Annotated in this window: 11 protein-coding genes and 1 pseudogene; 3 read left to right on the forward strand and 9 right to left on the reverse strand. The window is 69.9% G+C overall.

Annotated elements, in window-relative coordinates; all coding sequences use genetic code 11:
- Positions 1-97: 97 nt before the first annotated feature.
- Both AC07BS_RS20395 and AC07BS_RS20400 read right to left on the reverse strand, forming a co-directional pair.
- A pseudogene (locus AC07BS_RS20395) lies at positions 98-481 on the reverse strand (lipid II flippase MurJ); the annotation flags it as partial.
- Between the two features lie 409 nt (positions 482-890).
- Complete coding sequence (locus tag AC07BS_RS20400) at positions 891-1439, reverse strand: nitrobindin family protein (protein ID WP_478933574.1); 549 nt, start codon at positions 1437-1439, stop codon at positions 891-893.
- A gap of 321 nt (positions 1440-1760) precedes the next feature.
- Here AC07BS_RS20400 and AC07BS_RS20405 point away from each other — a divergent pair, with 321 nt between their 5' ends.
- Entirely contained in the window at positions 1761-2999 is a 1239-nt protein-coding gene (locus AC07BS_RS20405) for a HEAT repeat domain-containing protein (RefSeq protein ID WP_478933576.1), read from the forward strand.
- 303 nt (positions 3000-3302) lie between these two features.
- Here the strand turns inward: AC07BS_RS20405 and AC07BS_RS20410 are convergent, their stop codons facing one another.
- The 7 genes from AC07BS_RS20410 to AC07BS_RS20440 all read right to left on the reverse strand — a co-directional run bounded on the left by AC07BS_RS20410 (position 3303) and on the right by AC07BS_RS20440 (position 10933).
- On the reverse strand, positions 3303-4451 hold the full coding sequence (locus AC07BS_RS20410) for a cytochrome P450 (protein ID WP_478933578.1): 1149 nt from the start codon (positions 4449-4451) through the stop codon (positions 3303-3305).
- A 46-nt stretch (positions 4452-4497) separates the two neighbouring features.
- Positions 4498-5376, reverse strand: coding sequence for a class I SAM-dependent methyltransferase (locus AC07BS_RS20415; protein WP_478933580.1), 879 nt, complete (start codon positions 5374-5376; stop codon positions 4498-4500).
- 96 nt (positions 5377-5472) lie between these two features.
- Positions 5473-7128 (reverse strand): AMP-binding protein, encoded by a 1656-nt coding sequence (locus tag AC07BS_RS20420; RefSeq protein ID WP_478933582.1) that lies wholly within the window; start codon positions 7126-7128, stop codon positions 5473-5475.
- The gene (locus AC07BS_RS20425) at positions 7125-7412 is read right to left on the reverse strand and encodes an acyl carrier protein (protein WP_478933584.1); all 288 of its coding nucleotides are present in this window, start codon (positions 7410-7412) and stop codon (positions 7125-7127) included. Before AC07BS_RS20425 ends, AC07BS_RS20420 begins: the two co-directional genes overlap by 4 nt.
- 74 nt (positions 7413-7486) lie before the next feature.
- The gene (locus AC07BS_RS20430; RefSeq protein WP_478933586.1) at positions 7487-8695 is read right to left on the reverse strand and encodes a ferritin family protein; all 1209 of its coding nucleotides are present in this window, start codon (positions 8693-8695) and stop codon (positions 7487-7489) included.
- 97 nt (positions 8696-8792) lie between these two features.
- Positions 8793-10064, reverse strand: coding sequence for a cytochrome P450 family protein (locus AC07BS_RS20435; RefSeq protein WP_478933588.1), 1272 nt, complete (start codon positions 10062-10064; stop codon positions 8793-8795).
- Between the two features lie 11 nt (positions 10065-10075).
- Positions 10076-10933, reverse strand: coding sequence for an alpha/beta fold hydrolase (locus AC07BS_RS20440; protein ID WP_478933590.1), 858 nt, complete (start codon positions 10931-10933; stop codon positions 10076-10078).
- An 866-nt stretch (positions 10934-11799) separates the two neighbouring features.
- On the opposite strand from AC07BS_RS20440, the gene AC07BS_RS20445 reads away from it, so the two are divergent.
- Together AC07BS_RS20445 and AC07BS_RS20450 are read left to right on the forward strand one after the other, a co-directional pair.
- Positions 11800-12798 (forward strand): hypothetical protein, encoded by a 999-nt coding sequence (locus AC07BS_RS20445; protein WP_478637862.1) that lies wholly within the window; start codon positions 11800-11802, stop codon positions 12796-12798.
- A gap of 286 nt (positions 12799-13084) precedes the next feature.
- Positions 13085-15910: an ATP-binding protein gene (locus tag AC07BS_RS20450; RefSeq protein WP_478933592.1), complete on the forward strand. Its 2826-nt coding sequence runs from the start codon at positions 13085-13087 to the stop codon at positions 15908-15910.
- The last annotated feature ends 161 nt before the right edge of the window (positions 15911-16071 follow it).

Consider the following 16071-nt stretch of genomic DNA (forward strand, 5'->3'; position numbering starts at 1 on the left):
TTCACCAACGGCCACAAACCGCCAGGAACAATCCAGCCCCACCGCCCGCTCCCCATGCCCACACCAACGGACAACAGCCATATAGGACACGGTCTTAGATTTGCGGGAGCAGGAAGCGGGCGAAGACCACGGTCAGCTCGAACGCGTCGCGCGTGGCGGGTGTGTCCGGCTGATAGATGCTGATGATCTCGGGAGCGGCCCGGGTAGTCAGTGCGGCGCCGACCCCGAGAACGCACAGCACGAGGGTGACCAAGCGCTGCTCGAACGCGGCACCGCCGTCGGGGTCCTCGGCTCGGGCCCGGACCAGCTGCGGGACCAGGACGGAGTTCAGCGCGCCGCCGATCAACAGGAAGTACAAGCTGGTCGGCACCGTGTTGGCCTGGTTGTAGGTGGTGGCCAGCAGCCCGGTGCCCAAGGCGGCGGCCTGCAGCACCTGCCGGATCAGTCCGGTGGCACGCGAGACCACCGTTCCGGCTGCCATCAGCGCGGACGACCGTAGTACCCCGCCAGCCTTGGCGTGCTTGGGAGCAGCATGCTTCCCACATCTCGTGCTTGACGGCTCTAACTTCTCGGGCGACGCTTCCTCGATCATGGGCACAATCTACGGTTCACCGCGCGGCGCTGGAACTCGCGGGCGAGGTAGCTGATCAGGGCCGGGCGGACCGACCCGCCCGGTGTCGTTCTGGCGTAGAGCCCGATCCGCTCGATGTGTTCTGACCACGTGTTATCCGGTAGCTCGGAGGGCTGCGAGGTAGCCTGCCCCGCTGTCCTGGGCCGATGCCGCCCGCTGCGTCGCGGTGTTCCGGAGGATGCCGAAGGTCGCCGAGGACGGTTGGCGGTAGCTCGCCGGCAGCGCAGCGGCGCCGCCCGTTCCGGGGCGGTTGGGGGGGCTACTCGGTGCGCTCGCGGCGGAGTTGGGCCGTGAGGTGGTGTTGGAGCGGTTGGTCGACCGCCGCGAGGTCGTGGATGAAGGCGAGGGTGTCCTCGTCGATCAGGGTGTAGCGACGGCGGGTGGCAATGACCTTCTTGGCGGTGGGGGCGAGGGCCACCTGGTCGGTGGCGAGGTCGATCACGCCTTCGGCCGCGTTGCCGACCGAGATCTCCGCGATGCCGGTGGGCTGGGTGATCAGGGCCTCGACGCGCCCGTCGGGTTGGATACGCCACCATCCGCTCTCCCGGGCCGATGGCCGCAGCGGGGTGCCGTTCGCGTCGATCAGCCAGGCGCGCGCCTCGTAGTGGAGGAAGGGCCGCCCGTCATGGCTGAAGGTGACCTCCTGCGCGTACATGAACTCCTCGCCGATCGTCGGATACCCGCCGCGGCCTCGGCCGGTCCAGGTCCCCAGCAGCCCGCTCACCGGGGCGAGCAGTGGATGTGGTGCAGGCGCTTCGTCCAGTCCCAGGGCATCGGGGAACGGGTACTTCCGGGCGGGGTCGAACATGGTGTGCCCTCCTGGGTGGGTCGAGGCCGATGCCGGTCGGCACCGGCCTACCCCATAATGCTTCGCTGGGTCTGCTGATCTTGCCTGTTCAGGGCATGGTGTCGGAATGAGGCTGGGAGGCGGAACGGTTCCGGGGCCGAATCGCTGACGTCGGGCTCGTCCGAGGCCGGGACGGATTCGGCCGTGACCAGGACCCAGCCGTTGCCGTAACGTTCATCGCAGTACGGCCTCGCTGGAGACGGCGACCTCGCCACCGCCCGAGTCCTACTGCCGCGGGAACAGCCGCGCTCTCTCTGAAAGGCTTCTCCACCACCTGTGCGTATGACCATCCCCGAACACCCGCTCCTGGCGGCCGTCCGCAACAGCGACACCAAGGCAGTGGCCGCCCTGCTCCAGGAGGAATACGGCACCACGCACGCGCGCGGCCCGCACGTGGCAGCCGCCCTGCGCCTGGCCGCGGACGCCCTCGATCACCAGGTCCTCGATGTCCTGCTGAAGCTGGCCGACCTCGACTCGCTGGACCTGGACGGCGTCGACACCGACGGCCGCACGCCCCTGCTGCGTGCCGTCGAGCGCGGGGCCCATGACATCGCCACTGCCCTGCACTTCGCCGGGGCCGACCCCCGGATCACGGACCGCGAGGGGCGCGACGCGCTCGCACTGGCCCGCCACTGGCACACCACCGGCACCGGAGCGGGAAGCCACCGGCGAACCCTGCGCGACGGCAACGGCGAAGTCTGCCGCGAGCTGGTAGTGGACGGGCAGATAGTCCGCGACGGCCACACCGCGATTCTCACCCACCTCGAATGGTGCTGCGAAATCCCCACGCCCTTCACCGAACTGCTGGACCGCGCCATGGCCGAGCCCGAGGTCGACCACCCCGTGTGGGGAGCGGCCATCGTCGCAGCCGCCGGACGCAAAGCCCCGGCACGGCCAGCCATCTGGGACGCCGCCACCGCTCTACGCCACCACCCCGATCCGCTGGCGCGCTACTTCGGCGCGGACGTGCTGCGCTGCATCAACCTCTACGACGAAAGCGGTGAGGACGAGGAATCCCCCTTCGACGGCCCGCTCGTCGACCTCTTCCTTCCCTGGGCGGAGCGGGAGGAGGACCCGCGCGTGATGCGGCCTCTCACCACCGGACTGGCCGAAGCCATGGACCCACGCGCACAGAAGCCGCTGCCCGCCCTGACCCGTCACTCCGACGCACGGGTCCGGGCCCGGGCGGTCGGCGGGCTGCACTGGCAGATGCAGCAAGCGAACGCCGACGTGCTGGCCGCCGTCCTCGCCTGCACCCGGGACACCGACGCCCAGGTCCGGGAAATCGCCTGCCGGGCCCTCCTGCGGGCCCCGGCCGACGACCCCGAGCCCTGCGACGCCCTGGCCGCCTGCCTTTCCGATTCCGAGGAGGCCGTACGGGTCACAGCCGCGGTGCAGTTGGCTCTTCGCGACGACCCCCGTGGTGACGCGTTGCTGGAAGCCCTCGACGCCACCATCGACCAGACGTCGCCGTACTACTGGCCCCTGGACGACGTGCGGCGACACCGCCGGAACCGCTGAGGAGCCGTCAACAGGCACGAACGGATCCGCCACCGTTCTCAGGGGCGCAGCAATCCGGGGCCTTGCCGGTGTTTCTCCAGGATGTACGTAAGGACTCGGGCCTGGTCAGGTGCCTTCAGTCACTGCGGCCGTCCGCTCGTCGTGGTCACGGAGCATGCGCATGCCGGCTGCGAGCCGCATCCATGCGATGTCCTGAGCGTGATCGGGTTAGGACCGCTCGAGGCCCCGACGGTCCCTGGGCGTCCGGTCCGCCGCGAACGGCCGCAGCCAAGCCGGTATCGACGCGCGACGCGAGCGGATCGGCTACCAGTCGACGACCAGCTTTGACAGACCGCGCGTCGCGAGGCCCTCCCGCCACACCAGGGATCCGTCCCCGGGGGCGAGTCGCAGGCCGGGAAAACGCTGCCATAAGCGGGTCAGCGCGATCTTCATCTGCAGAAGGACCAGCGGCGCGCCCATGCATCGGTGGGCGCCGTGTCCGAACGTGAGGTGGGTCGGTTGGCGGGCGCCGCTCTTCACGCCCGATGTGCGAAATACTTCGGCATCGTGGTTGCAGTGCAGCAACGAGACAATGACGGCTTCTCCTCGACGCACCATCGTCTCGCCCAGGACGAGATCCTCGACGGCCACTCGCGGAAAACTGATGGGTGTGGACGGCGTCTTGCGGAGCAAGTCATCGACCAGCGCCTCCACAGATCCCCGATCGGGCACGTCACCGGTGAGCAGTTCGAGTATCGCGAGGCTCAGTTGATGGGCGGTGGTCTCGTAACCGGCCATGAGAAGTGCCAGTCCGAGATTGATCAACTCGGTGCGGGAGATATCGCCCGACTGCTCGACCTGCACCAGCGCGCTCAGGAGATCCTGCCCAGGCGCATCTCGCTTTCTGTCGATCAGTGAGGACATGTACTCGATGAGCGTCACGACGTGACGGCCCCTTCTGCGGACTCCCCGAGGCGTCATGTCGAACAGGGCGGTCACGGCGACGTCGAAAACGGGCCGGTCCGCGACGGGCACGCCGAGCAGGGAGCTCAACGCGACCATCGGAAGCGGCGAGGCATAACCGCTCACCAGGTCGGCGCCCGGCCCCCTGGCCTGTAACTGATCGAGCAGTGCCTCAGCGGCCTCCTCGACGACTGCTGCCTGTGCGGCGACCCGCGTGCTGGTGAACGCCGCTCCGGCGACCCGGCGCAGCCGGGCGTGGTCCGGGCCCTCCAGACTCATGATCGAGTTGGGTGAGAGGTCGACGGAACCCCATTTCGGGGCATCGGGGTGGGTGGCCGCGGCTCTGCTGAGACGTGTGTCGGCCAGTGCGGCGCGCCCCACGGCGTAATCGGTGACCAGCCACATGTGGTCCCCTGTGGGCATCTGCACCCGCTCGACGGCCTCACGTGGTGGCGCTGCCAGAAAGGACGGCAGGGGGCCGAGCGTGTGGTGATCGAAAGCGCCGGACATGGTCAATGACTCCTGTTCGGAAGGGCAGCCGCTCCGGCGCCCTCGGTCAGTCGTTCGCCACTTCGCGCGCGCACGACGCGTTCCCACCTCCTCTCAGCGGCTCCAGCCGCGCGTGGGCACCGAACTGCGTCGGCCCGCTGACCTGGGCTCCGCGGGACAGGACAAGGTCCTGCAGGCGCTGCGGCAGGGTGTCGTCGAAGCGGAGGTGGTCCGGCACCGTGACACCGGCGGTACGCAGCGGCCACTCGATCTCGCGGCAGGTGGTGCTGAGCCAGTCGAGAACCGCGGAATCGCCGGAGCCCCCCACCGGCACCCAGGTGGCCACCTCCGGGCGCTGAAGGCCGGCGTCGAGGAACGTCCGGGTGAGGCGGGGGCCGAAGTCGGGGACGGCGCCGACGGCCAGGAAGGGCTTGGGCCACAGCGCGTAGTACTGGTCCCACTCCGGCAGCGGCGGATGGGACGGCGACGTATTGGTGAAGTCCATCTCGTGCATGACGACGATCCCGTCCGGTTTCAGCAGGGAAGCCAGGTGGCGGAGCGTCGAAGCGGGATCGGGCAGATACATCAGGATGTATCTGCCGACCACGACATCGAATTTCTCCGGCCACGTGAAGCTGTCGATGTCCGCGACCTCGAACCGCACCGAGCTCGCGAGACCCGCGTCCCGCGCCCGGATGCGCGCCTTGTGGACGCTTTCGGGGTCACGCTCGATTCCCACGACGTGCCCAGCGGGCCCGACCAGATCGGCTGCCAGCAGGGAGACGTCGCCCAGTCCGGCGCCGATGTCCAGGACGTTCATCCCCGGACGTACTCCGGCCGACCGCAGAATGCGCTCGGTGAACGGCGTGACCGCCTTGCTCTGCAGTGACAGCCTTTGGTGCTCACTGTCGGAATGACCGAGCAGATATGCGCTGTGATGCGCCATGAGAGGCCTCCAGGGCGGGGTCGTACGGGGTGTGGTTCCCCGGCAGGTGGCCAGGGGACTCCGGGACGCGCGGTGTGGTCCGTTGTTCCGGGCGCGTCATGCGCCGGAGCGGGACGTGCGCGGGTCAGAGGCTGGCGGGCGGCGGCGCAGCGCTTTGCCGCTGGAGGTACGGGCGATTCCACCCCGGCGCACGAACACGATCTCGTCGGGCGTGATGCCCAGCTCGGCCACGAGGCGCGCGCGGATGTGTTGCGTCGTTGCACGACGGTCCGCTTCGTCCTGCTGCGTCGTCTCGACGACGAGGCCGAGCCGGCCTCCCTCGTCGCTCCAGATCTGCTCGGCCAGGACGCCATGGACAGGGACGTCGGGAGTGTCCCGCACCACTGCCTCGATGTCGCTCGCCCAGTGGTTCGCACCGAAGACGATGATCACCTCTTTCGTGCGGCCCACGATGTACAGCTCGCCGTCGTGCCACAGGCCCAGGTCACCGGTCGCCACCCAGCCGCCCGGCAGGAGGATGCGACGGCTCTCCTCCGGGTGGTGGTCGTACCCGGTGCTCGAGACGGAGGCACCCCGGACCTCGATGGCACCGACCGTGCCGTTCGCGGCCGGCTCGCCGCTCGCGGTGGTCAGACGCACTTCGGTACGCCGCACCGGCGTTCCCACGCTGACCAGTTCGCGATACGGCCCGGCGCCGGGGGACACCGGTACATACCGGCCCCGGTTCAGTTCGTCCCGGTCGGCGCGCACCACCTTGGTCGGCCGGCCGAGCGGGGGGAAGGCGACCGCCAGGGTCGCCTCCGCCAGTCCGTAGGCCGGCAGGAAGACGTTCTTCGCCAGGCCGGCGGGTGCGAAGCGCTCGACGAAGGCATCCTGAAGCCGCCGGTCGACCGGCTCGGCACCGTTGACCGCGATGCGCCAGCGGGAAAGGTCCAGCCCGGTCAGCGGCCCCGCGTCGCGTCGCAGGACGTATCGGTAGCCGGAATCCGGAGCCATGGTGTAGGTGGCACCCAGCCGCCCCATGGCCTCAATCCATCCCCTGGGGTTACGCAGGTAGTCCTCGGGCGTCATCAGATGAGTGTCGACATCGTGCAGTACCGGTGTCAGGAAGGAACCGATCAGACCCATGTCGTGGAAAAGGGGCAGCCAGGTGCAGCCGACGTCGGATGCGGTGAGCCGAGTGCCGCGGGCGATGGCCTCCACCCCGGCCGCCACGTTGCCGTGGCTGAGCACGACGCCCCGTGGCTCACTGCTGGTTCCCGACGTGTACTGGACCACGGCCTGGTCCGACGCCGTCCGTGCGACGTGGGCCGTTCCCGGCTCGGCCACCTCCGACACCAGCAGGACGTCGACCGGGCGGGCGCCGGTGGACAGTCCCGGACCGAGCAGCGGGAGCATGGCGGGAGCCGTGAGCACGGTCCGTACCCGTGAGCGGTGCAGTGCGGCGGCGGTGCGCCGAAGGTAGGCGTCGGACGACCCGAAGGGAGCGGGTCCGGGCAGTGGCACCGCGACCGCGCCGGCCGCCAGCACGCCGAAGAAGGCGCGTGCGAAGTCCACCGACGTCGGCAGGACGAGGGCAATCCGTTCGCCGGGCTCCACTCCGCGGGACAGCAGCCCCACCGCCACCCGCCCGGCTTCGGTGAAGAGGTCGGTGTAGGACAGGGCGTCGCCGTCCCGGCCCCGGTGCAGTACGCGTATGCCCCGCCCGGACCTCCGCTCGGCGACGCGGCCGAGCGCTGCGAAAAGTGTCACGACACCGGCTCCGAGCCCGCCTCCGAGCCCGCCTCCGCGATCACCCCGGCGACCGCGGCCGCGAACTCCCGTACGGTACTCGTCTCGAAGACGATGTGGTCCTCCACCTCGATGTCGTAGTGCTGCTCGATCTCGAGCACGATCTGGAGCGCGTGTATCGAGTCGAAACGCGGCAGGGCGCGCAGATCGGCGTCCACGTCCACCTCCTCGGCCGTGACGCGCAGTTGCTCGGCGACGATGTGGCGGATTGTTCGCTCGATGTCAGTGACACGTATCTGTGACATGGCGTGCTGTTGTCCTGTTTCTGTGAGGCCGACGCGTCGGGGCGCGGTCGGAAGAGGGACGCTTGGAGCGCCGGTCAGCGAGCGCCGGGCCGGTGGGCCAGAGCGCGCAGCTTGGCCTTGATGTCCCGCGGGGTCTCCAGGGAGTCGTCGTCCGCCAGGAGCCGGACGATCGACATCACCTTGGCGTCCGCGGCGTCCACCGAGTCCTGCTGGAGGGCCTCGATCCGGCGGATACCGGCCGAGGACGTGGAGTGCGGATAGAACATGCCCGCCGGGTGCTTGACGCCGTTGCGCCGGTCCGCGAGCCAGATGTAGGCCATGCGCAGCGCGGCGGCACGATGGGCCGGGTCGCTGTCGCACAGTTCCCGCATGAAGACCGAGAACGCACGGCAGTGCCGGGCCTCGTCCCGAGCCAGGAGCCGCCAGATCTTGCGGATCACCGGCTCCGACACATGGGCCGCGAGCGACTTGTAGAGGGCGGACGCGCGTGACTCCGAGATCACGTTCATCATCAGGGTGGCGGAGCGCACGTCGCCCTGCGGGTACGGCTCACGTTTGTAGAGCGCGTGTTTCGAACGGAGTTTGACCCCGATGCGGTCCAGGTAGCGGGCCTGGATCAGCGAGTGACGGGATTCCTCCGCGCCCCATTGCAGGGCCCAGGAGGAGAAGCTGGCCTCGCCCTGCCACTCCCGCAGGAAGTTGTGGGCACCGGGCAGGGTGCCGAACTCGATCACGGCTGCCTCGGTGAGGAAGTCCACGGTGCGTTCGTCCAGCATGCCGTGCTCGATGTGGTCCAGGTCCACCTCGGTCCAGTCCCAGCGCGTCGTCTCGAACCAGTCGAAGATCTTGTTGAACGTCATGTCGAGGTAGTAGTCGGTGTAGAGGTCGTCCGTCATCAACGCGCGGTGTGCCCGCAGGGCCAGTTCGACCGAGGTGGTGAACCCTCCGGGCGCCACCGCGGCGGGCCGCACGATGTCCTCGACGTCCAGTGCTTCCGCCCAGGCGGGGACCGGGCCGGCCGTACCGGGCCCGACGACGTACACCCGGGTCCGATCGAACCTCGTGTGGGACCGCAGCGCCCGGACGGCGGGCAGTGGCTCGGCGTCCGCGTCGATCCACACCGCCGCGAGATCGGCTGACGGGTCGAACTCGTGCAGGTAGCGCTGCCAGTCCGCGTGTGCCGGCCGGTCCACGGCGACGTCACCGAAGGCGGGGACGGTGAGCTGTTCGGCGGGGGAGACGGCGGTGGTGGGTGCCAGCAGGGCGATTCTTGGCGTGGTCACGAGGGGCGTCCTCTCTGTTGGTCCGTGCGGGCCGCCGGCGAGCCCTCTGCCGTGCGGTGCGTGTCGCCGGGCGCCGCGACCGTGCGTGCGTTCGGCGTCAGCGTGTCCTGATTCCCGCGGCAGGGCCGAGGAGCACGGGGAGTTCCTCGATGCTGTTGCTGACGAACGAGGGCACTGGCCGCACGGTCCATGTGTCGGGCGGCGCCGGCCGCACCTCGGGGAAACGGGTGAAGAATTTGGCCAGTGCCGTCTCGAGCTGGAGACGTGCCAGGTGTATCCCGATACAGAAGTGCGGGCCGTGCCCGAAGCCGAGGTGGCCGGCCTGTCGGCGGTGGACGTCGAAGCGTTCCGCGTCCACCCCGTGGTGCTTCGGGTCCCGGCCCGCCGAGCCGAAGGACGCGAGGATGGCTTCTCCCCGGTGGATCGTCTCGTCTCCTATGACGATGTCCTCGAGCGGATAGCGCATCGGGAACTGGTTCACCGCACCGTTCCAGCGCATCGTCTCCTCCACCACGGCACTCCACGAGACCTCCCCGGCGCGGACGGACGCGAGCTGTTCGGGGTGGGTGAGCAGCGCGTGGCAGGCATTGACGAGTACGTTGATGACGCTCTGGTGGCCGGCGAAGAACATCAGCAGGATCATGCCGTGCAGTTCGCTGTCGCTGAGCCTGTCGTCTCCGGCTCGGCGTGCCATGAGCAGCGCGCTGATGAGGTCGTCCCCGGGGGCGTCGCGACGTTCCGCCACGATCTCCCGCAGTAGCGCTTCGATCCGCCCGTCGATCTCCAGGACCTGTTCGGGGGTGTTGTTCGTCCGGGTCTGCATGCCGGTGAGCACGTGCAGCAGACGTCGCTTGCGCTGCGGGACGCCCAACAGGTCCGAGATGACGGCGGTGGGGATGGGATAGGCGAATGCCTTGCGGAAGTCCACCGGTCGGTCCCTTGGCCGTGCGGCGAGCCGGTCGAGGAGCGCGTCGACGAGGTGTTCCACCCCAGGGCGCATGGCCTCCACCCGTGCCGGGGTGAGCGCCTGGTCGACCAGTCCGCGCAACCGCCGGTGATCCGCGCCGTGAGAGTTGATGACGCTGTCGGTCGCGACGAAGCCGATCAATGGCCACCCGTCCGGCACTTCGCCGCGGGCCGCTGCGCCCCAGTGGGCGATCCCCTTGGCGATCCTGGGATCCGTCAGCACCCGGCGCAGGTCTTCATGGTGCGGAATCGCCCAGGCCCGCACACCGCCAGGGAGTTGGACCGGTACGGCTCTGCCGGCCGCCCGTAGGCGGGTGTTCTCCGCGTGCTGATCGGAACCGTTGACGTCCAGCTCGAACGGGCATCGGGGCGCCTGTCCGGCGCCTTGCTCAGTCGACTCCACTTCATCTCCACCTAGGAAAGAACGGCGTGCTGGGACGACTCATCCACCAGAAAGCGCACCACGTCGGCACCGAATTCTTCGTGCGCCTGGAACAGGAATCCGTGCCCGGTGTCGGGATATATCTTGAGTACGGAATGTGGCACATGTGACGCCAAAATGATGCTCTTTTCCGCAGCGACCATGATGTCGAGTTCTCCGTGTGCGACGAGGGTCGGTTGCGTGATCGCCTCGAGCTCCCGGACGGCCAGCGGATCACGTGCTCCCCAGGCCGTCGCGGCTTCCAGCTGAGCTCGCCAGGAGGTTTCGGTGACGCCGCCGCCAGGGCCGACCCGGTATCGGGACAGGCGGCGGATGTACTCGATGCCGTGTGCCCGGCCGGCTGCGGTCGGAGGGAAGAACAGGTGGATGATGTCTTTGGGGCTGATCAGCTTTTTGCTGATGATCGACTGTACTCGGCCTCCTGCGGCGACTTCCTCACCGAATCCGCGCGGCGCGGTGCCGGCGAGTACCAGGCGGCGCACCAGGTTCGGCCGGATGCGCGCCAATTCTTGGGCCACATAACCGCCCAGTGAGAACCCGAGTGCATCGATGCCGATCAGTCCCAGTGACGCCGCGAATTCGGCGATTCCCTCCGCCATGGCCGTGACCGTGGTCGGGGTCGCTCCGTCCGACAGGCCGATACCGCGGTTGTCCACGACGATGACCGCGCGGTCCACCGCCAGCCTCTCGAGCAGGGCCGGATCCCACATGTCGATGCTGGCACGGAAATGCGACAGGAGTAGCAGGGGCGGCGTCGTTCCCTCGTCGCTGCCGAGTCGGATGTAGGCGTAACGACAGCCATCGGGGGAACAGGTGAAGAGCTTTTCCATGAAAACCTTCGTTCGAGCCCGGGCGGTGCCCAGCCGGTCGCTGCGGTTCGAGCGCAGCGACCATGGCACGGCGAGGCGCGCGATGGGTCAGAGCATCTCGCGGAACGGTGGCGGGCAGAGGGATGTCGAAAGGCTCTCGCTACTTCCTCACTGACCGGTTCGGGGATGCGGTTACCGCAAACAGCGGTCCACGCCGAGATATTCTGCTGTGCCGCGCTTGTTGCAGAAGTCGGTATTGGATATCCGTTGCCATGATGTGAGCAGTTCTTGAGTGAGCAGAACGTAGCTCTGTTCGTCCACCCATGTCAACGATCAGTCTCGGACATGGACTCGACTCCTCCGTAGGCGCTTTTCCTGCCTGGTTCGTGAGGCGGGGGACCGGATGGAAAAAGAACGGGCCGTATCCGAGCGACTACCAGTAGTTCGTGAAAACCGTCGGCAGAGGTCAATGCCGTGTCCAGTGGTGGTTCGCCACCATCGGTTGAGGGCGACGGCGGGGGTGAGTCAGGAACAGATAGCACGTAAGTCATTGGGCCGGCAAGGCTGGTGGGGTTCGGCCGGGCCGCTTCTCCAGCCCCTCGCCGGGCACAGGTCCGGCGCGGAGGCATCCAGGGAGAGATCGCAGTGGCATCCGGGAGGAGACGAGATACCTAGACGAGCGCGCGCGCTCGACAGTCACCTGACCGATGCCGCGCACGCCCCCGGTCGGGAACAGTGACATCGATGGCAGGAACACCCCACGCGACCGGGGAATCGTCGCCGGCTGCAACGCTCACGACCCACCACTGGGCCGCCCGGCCTCGCCCCCACATTCCCCGGTCGCATTGGCCGTCCACCCCCGTGACCGCTCTCCCCTGAGGACACCCATGCATTCCATCCTGGCCAAGTCGCGGCTACTCGCGGTCACGATGACGACCGCGTTCGCCGTCCTGCTGTTCTCGAACTCCCCAGCGTCCGCCCTGGAGCCCGGCGAGAGCACCAGATGGGCCAACGAGATCGAGGGCAACACTCCCGTGCAGGCGAACGGCATCATGGGCGAGGCCCGGGCCGCCAATGGAGACCTCTTCCAGGTGTGGCACGGCCACGACAACGGCAACATGTACCTGTCGCTCAACCACAGCCAGCCGCTGACCCTCCCCGGCCAGACCCAGGCGAGCCCCCAGATCGTCTTCGTGGGCGGGCAGGCCCAGTTCCTGCTTTTCCACACCGGCTCGAACGGGTTCATCTACTACACGACCCTCTCGGTCGCGGTGGGCGACAACGGTCACCGGTACGCGCGGTTCGACAACTGGAGGCAGGTCCCGAACGGCGCCCGGACGCTCGACGGCCTCTCCGTGGCCGTCACCGCCACCCCCAACAACGGCGCCTACCTGGCCTTCCGCGGTTACAACAGCGACGAGATCTGGGGCATGTACTACAACTCCCAGAACGGCCACTGGGACCTTCCGACCCGCACCTTCGGCGCGACCAGCGACTCCGCCCCGGCGCTGGCCTACAGCACCAACAACAACCACATCCTGCTGGCCTACCGGGGCACGGACAACCAGGTGAACGTCATCCGCCTGCCCTACGGGTCGGGCAACTGGTACGGCCGGACGATCCTCGGGGGCGTCCTCACCGACTCGCACCCGGCCATCGGCGTCGCGCCCAGCGGCACCGGCCAGGTCGCCATCCGGCAGCAGGGGACCGGGGTGCTGCACGTGCAGACCATCACGGACAGCGGCGCACACATCAACTGGGTGCGCGAATCCCAGAGCCAGACCTCTCCCTGGGGCCCGCGGATCGTGATGGACGCCTACCGGGCCTACCTGGTGGCGACCGCCTGGGGCGGATACGTTCTGTGGAAGCAGTCCCGGCAGTTCTGACCCCCGGCACGTCCCCATCCGGATACACCGCCGGACCGGTAACCCGTGGTACCGGCGCCTGACGCCGAACGGCCGCGCCCCCGCTCCCCTCCAGGAGATCGGGGGCGCTTCGCCGTACCCACCGACGGAGCCGCCCGAGACCGGGCTCCTCCCGGCCGTCACCGCCCGCGCGTCCGGCATACTGGACGCGGCCAGGAGCGTTCTCGGCGGTGCGGAGGGACTCTCCTCGACGAAGGACGGCTCCCGGTACGCGAGTGACAGGGGCGGTCTGGGGGAGGGGAACCCGGTGGCGGACGGTGGTGTGTCCGGCGCGCTCGGCGCCATGGACGCGCTGATCGGCCGGGACGCCGACCTGCGCCTGCTCCGCGCGCGGCTGCGCGTCGGGGCCGGCGGCGGTGCGGCGCTGGTGGCCGGAGAAGCGGGTGTGGGGAAGAGCGCCGTACTGGACGAGCTCGCCGGGTCGGCGCTCGCGGACGGCGTCCGGGTGCTCAGGGCCGCCGGCGTGGAGTTCGAGTCCGGCTGCGGTTATTCGTGCCTCAACCAGATCCTCTTCCCGTTCCTCGGCGGCCTGGAGCACCTGGAGGCCACGTTGCGCGACGCCCTGCGCACGGCGCTGGGTTTCGACGACGGACGGCCGCCGGAGCCGCTGCTTGTCTCCAACGCCGTACTGCGGCTCCTCCAGACGGTCGCCGGCGGGGAACCGCTGCTGATCGTCGTCGACGACCTCCACTGGGTCGACCCCGCCAGCGCCATGGTGCTCGGCTTCGTCGCCCGCCGGGTGACCGGACTGGGCATCAGTTTCGTGGCGGCGGCGCGCTCCGGCGAGCTGCGCCCCCACGACTGCGGCGCCGTCCCCCCGTACGAACTCCCGCCCCTCGACGACGAGTCGGCGACCCGGCTGCTCGGCAGCAGGTTCCCCGGGCTCGCGCGCGGTGCGCGCCGCCGCCTGCTGACCGAAGCGGGCGGCAACCCGTTGGCGCTCCTGGAACTGCCGACCGCCCTGCCGCCCGACGCCGCGGATTCCCCTGCCGTCCTGCCCCTGCCCCTGAGCAGCCGGCTGGAGACGCTGTTCGGTGCGCGGGTCGCCGGTCTGCCCGCCCCCTCCCGGAACCTGCTCCTGATCGCGGCGCTGGAGGGCACCGGCGACCTGCCGGTCTTGCGGGCGGCCGCACGCCATCTGGCGCGGGGGTGCGACCTGGAGGACCTCGCACCGGCCGAGCGCTCCCGGTTGGCGTACATAGAGGAGGGGACGCGCCGACTGACGTTCCGCCACCCACTCATCCGCTCCGCCGTGGTGGGACAGGCCCTCAGCGACGAACGACGCACGGTGCACGCGGCGCTGGCCCAGGTGCTGACCGACCGGCCCGAGCGCCGCGCCTGGCACCTGGGCGAGGCCACGCTGGAGCCGGACGAGGAGGTCGCCGCACTGCTGGAGCACGCCGCGGGCCTCGCCCTGCGCCGTGGCGACGCCGCCGGGGCGATGCGGACGCTGATCCGTTCGGCGTCCCTCTCCCCCGAAGGGCCGCACCGCGGCCGTCGCCTCGCGGAAGCGGCGTATCTGGGGGCCGAGTCCACCGGAGCGCTGTCCAGCGCCCGTCGGCTCCTGGACGACGCGCGCCGAGCCGCGCCGGAGGGGGCGGAATCGCTCCACTCCGCCACGGCGTCGGCGCTGCTCGCCCTCAACGGGGACGGTGGCGTGGCCACGGCCCACCGCCTGCTGCACTCCGCCGTCGAGTCCACGGCGGCTGCCCACGGGTACCGGGCGGAGGACAAGGCGCTCGTCGACGCGCTGCACGTGCTGGCCGTGATCTGCTTCTTCGGCGCCCGGCCCGACCTGTGGCGGGCCTACCACCTGGTCGTGGAGCGCCTCACCCCCGAACCCCCCGCCATCCTGGCCGTGCTGGGACGGACGTTCTCCGATCCCGCGCGCACCGGGGCGGCGGCGCACGCGCAACTCGGCGTCCTGCTGGCCTCCCTGGACGGCGAGGCCGACCCCATGCTGGTCACCCGCGTGGGCACGGGAGCCCTCTACCTCGACCGCCTCGGCGAGGTCCGCGAAGCGGCGTGGCAGGTGGTGCGGGCGGGGCGGGACGGCGGCCCCGCCCGGCGGTACCTCTCCGCGCTCATCCACCTGTGCCTGGACGACTACCTCACCGGCGGCTGGGACGAGGCGCTGGAGCTGGCCCGGGAAGGGCTCCAGGCCTGCGAGGAGCACGGGTACCGTGCTTTCGCCTGGTACTTCCTGTACATCAGGTCCATCGTCCTCGGCGCCCGCGGGCAGGCGGACGAGAGCCTCGCGACGGCCGAGACCGTCATCGGCTGGGCCGCGCGCCACGGCGCGCCCTGCGCCGCGCACTACGCGCACCACGCCGCGGCCGTGGCGGCCCTGGGCCGCGGGGACTTCGCTCTCGCCTACGAGCACGCCACCGCGGTCAGCCCGGCCGGTACGCTCGCGTCCCACGTCCCCCACGCGTTGTGGGTGGCCGCGCACCTCGTGGAAGCCGGCGTCCGCAGCGGCCGGCACGCGGAGGCCGCCGCGCACGTCCGCGCCCTGCGCGTCGCCGGCGTCGCCGCCGTGTCCTCCCGGCACGCGATGCTGGTGGAGGCGTCGGCCGCCCTGTGCGCCGAGGACGACGAGGAAGCCCGGCGGCTCTTCGCCCAGGCGCTGGCCACTCCCGGGAGCGAACGGTGGCGCTTCGACCGGGCCCGGGTCCAGCTCGCGTACGGCGAGCGCATGCGCAGGGCCCGGGCGACGGCGGAGTCCAGGGCCCCGCTGCGCGCCGCGCTGGCGACCTTCGAGGACCTGGGCGCCCGGCCGTGGGCCGAGCGGGCGCAGAAGGAGTTGCGAGCGGCGGGCTGGAGCAGGCGAAGACCCGGCTCCTCGAACGCGGCCGAACTGAGCGCCCAGGAGTGGGAGGTCGCCCGCCTGGCCGCGTCCGGACTGACCAACAAACAGATAGCCGAGCGCCTCTTCCTTTCCCACCGCACCGTCGGGGCGCACCTGTACCAGGTCTATCCGAAACTGGGCATCACCTCCCGCGCCATGCTGCGCGACGCACTCGACGCGCGGGACGACGTCCCGCCACCCCGGGGGGAGCCCGAGCAGCGGTGACCGTCGTCCGCCCGGCCGGGCGGAGCGGGCCCAGGAGTCTCGGCAGCGCCGAGTTTCGCGAAGAGACCAGTAATGATCACCGTCCGGGCGGCCGTCGATCGGTACGCGACCTGGGAGCTCGGGCTGGGCTTGAAGCTGCCGCAGCGGAAGCCTCTATCGTC

The sequence above is a fragment of the Streptomyces sp. NPDC044063 genome (genome assembly GCF_056434285.1).

Coding starts and splice junctions, on each gene's coding strand:
- AC07BS_RS20400 (WP_478933574.1), bottom strand. CDS start 1,439: ATGTTCGACCCCGCCCGGAAGTACCCGTTCCCCGATGCCCTGGGACTG.
- AC07BS_RS20405 (WP_478933576.1), top strand. CDS start 1,761: ATGACCATCCCCGAACACCCGCTCCTGGCGGCCGTCCGCAACAGCGAC.
- AC07BS_RS20410 (WP_478933578.1), bottom strand. CDS start 4,451: ATGTCCGGCGCTTTCGATCACCACACGCTCGGCCCCCTGCCGTCCTTT.
- AC07BS_RS20415 (WP_478933580.1), bottom strand. CDS start 5,376: ATGGCGCATCACAGCGCATATCTGCTCGGTCATTCCGACAGTGAGCAC.
- AC07BS_RS20425 (WP_478933584.1), bottom strand. CDS start 7,412: ATGTCACAGATACGTGTCACTGACATCGAGCGAACAATCCGCCACATC.
- AC07BS_RS20440 (WP_478933590.1), bottom strand. CDS start 10,933: ATGGAAAAGCTCTTCACCTGTTCCCCCGATGGCTGTCGTTACGCCTAC.
- AC07BS_RS20445 (WP_478637862.1), top strand. CDS start 11,800: ATGCATTCCATCCTGGCCAAGTCGCGGCTACTCGCGGTCACGATGACG.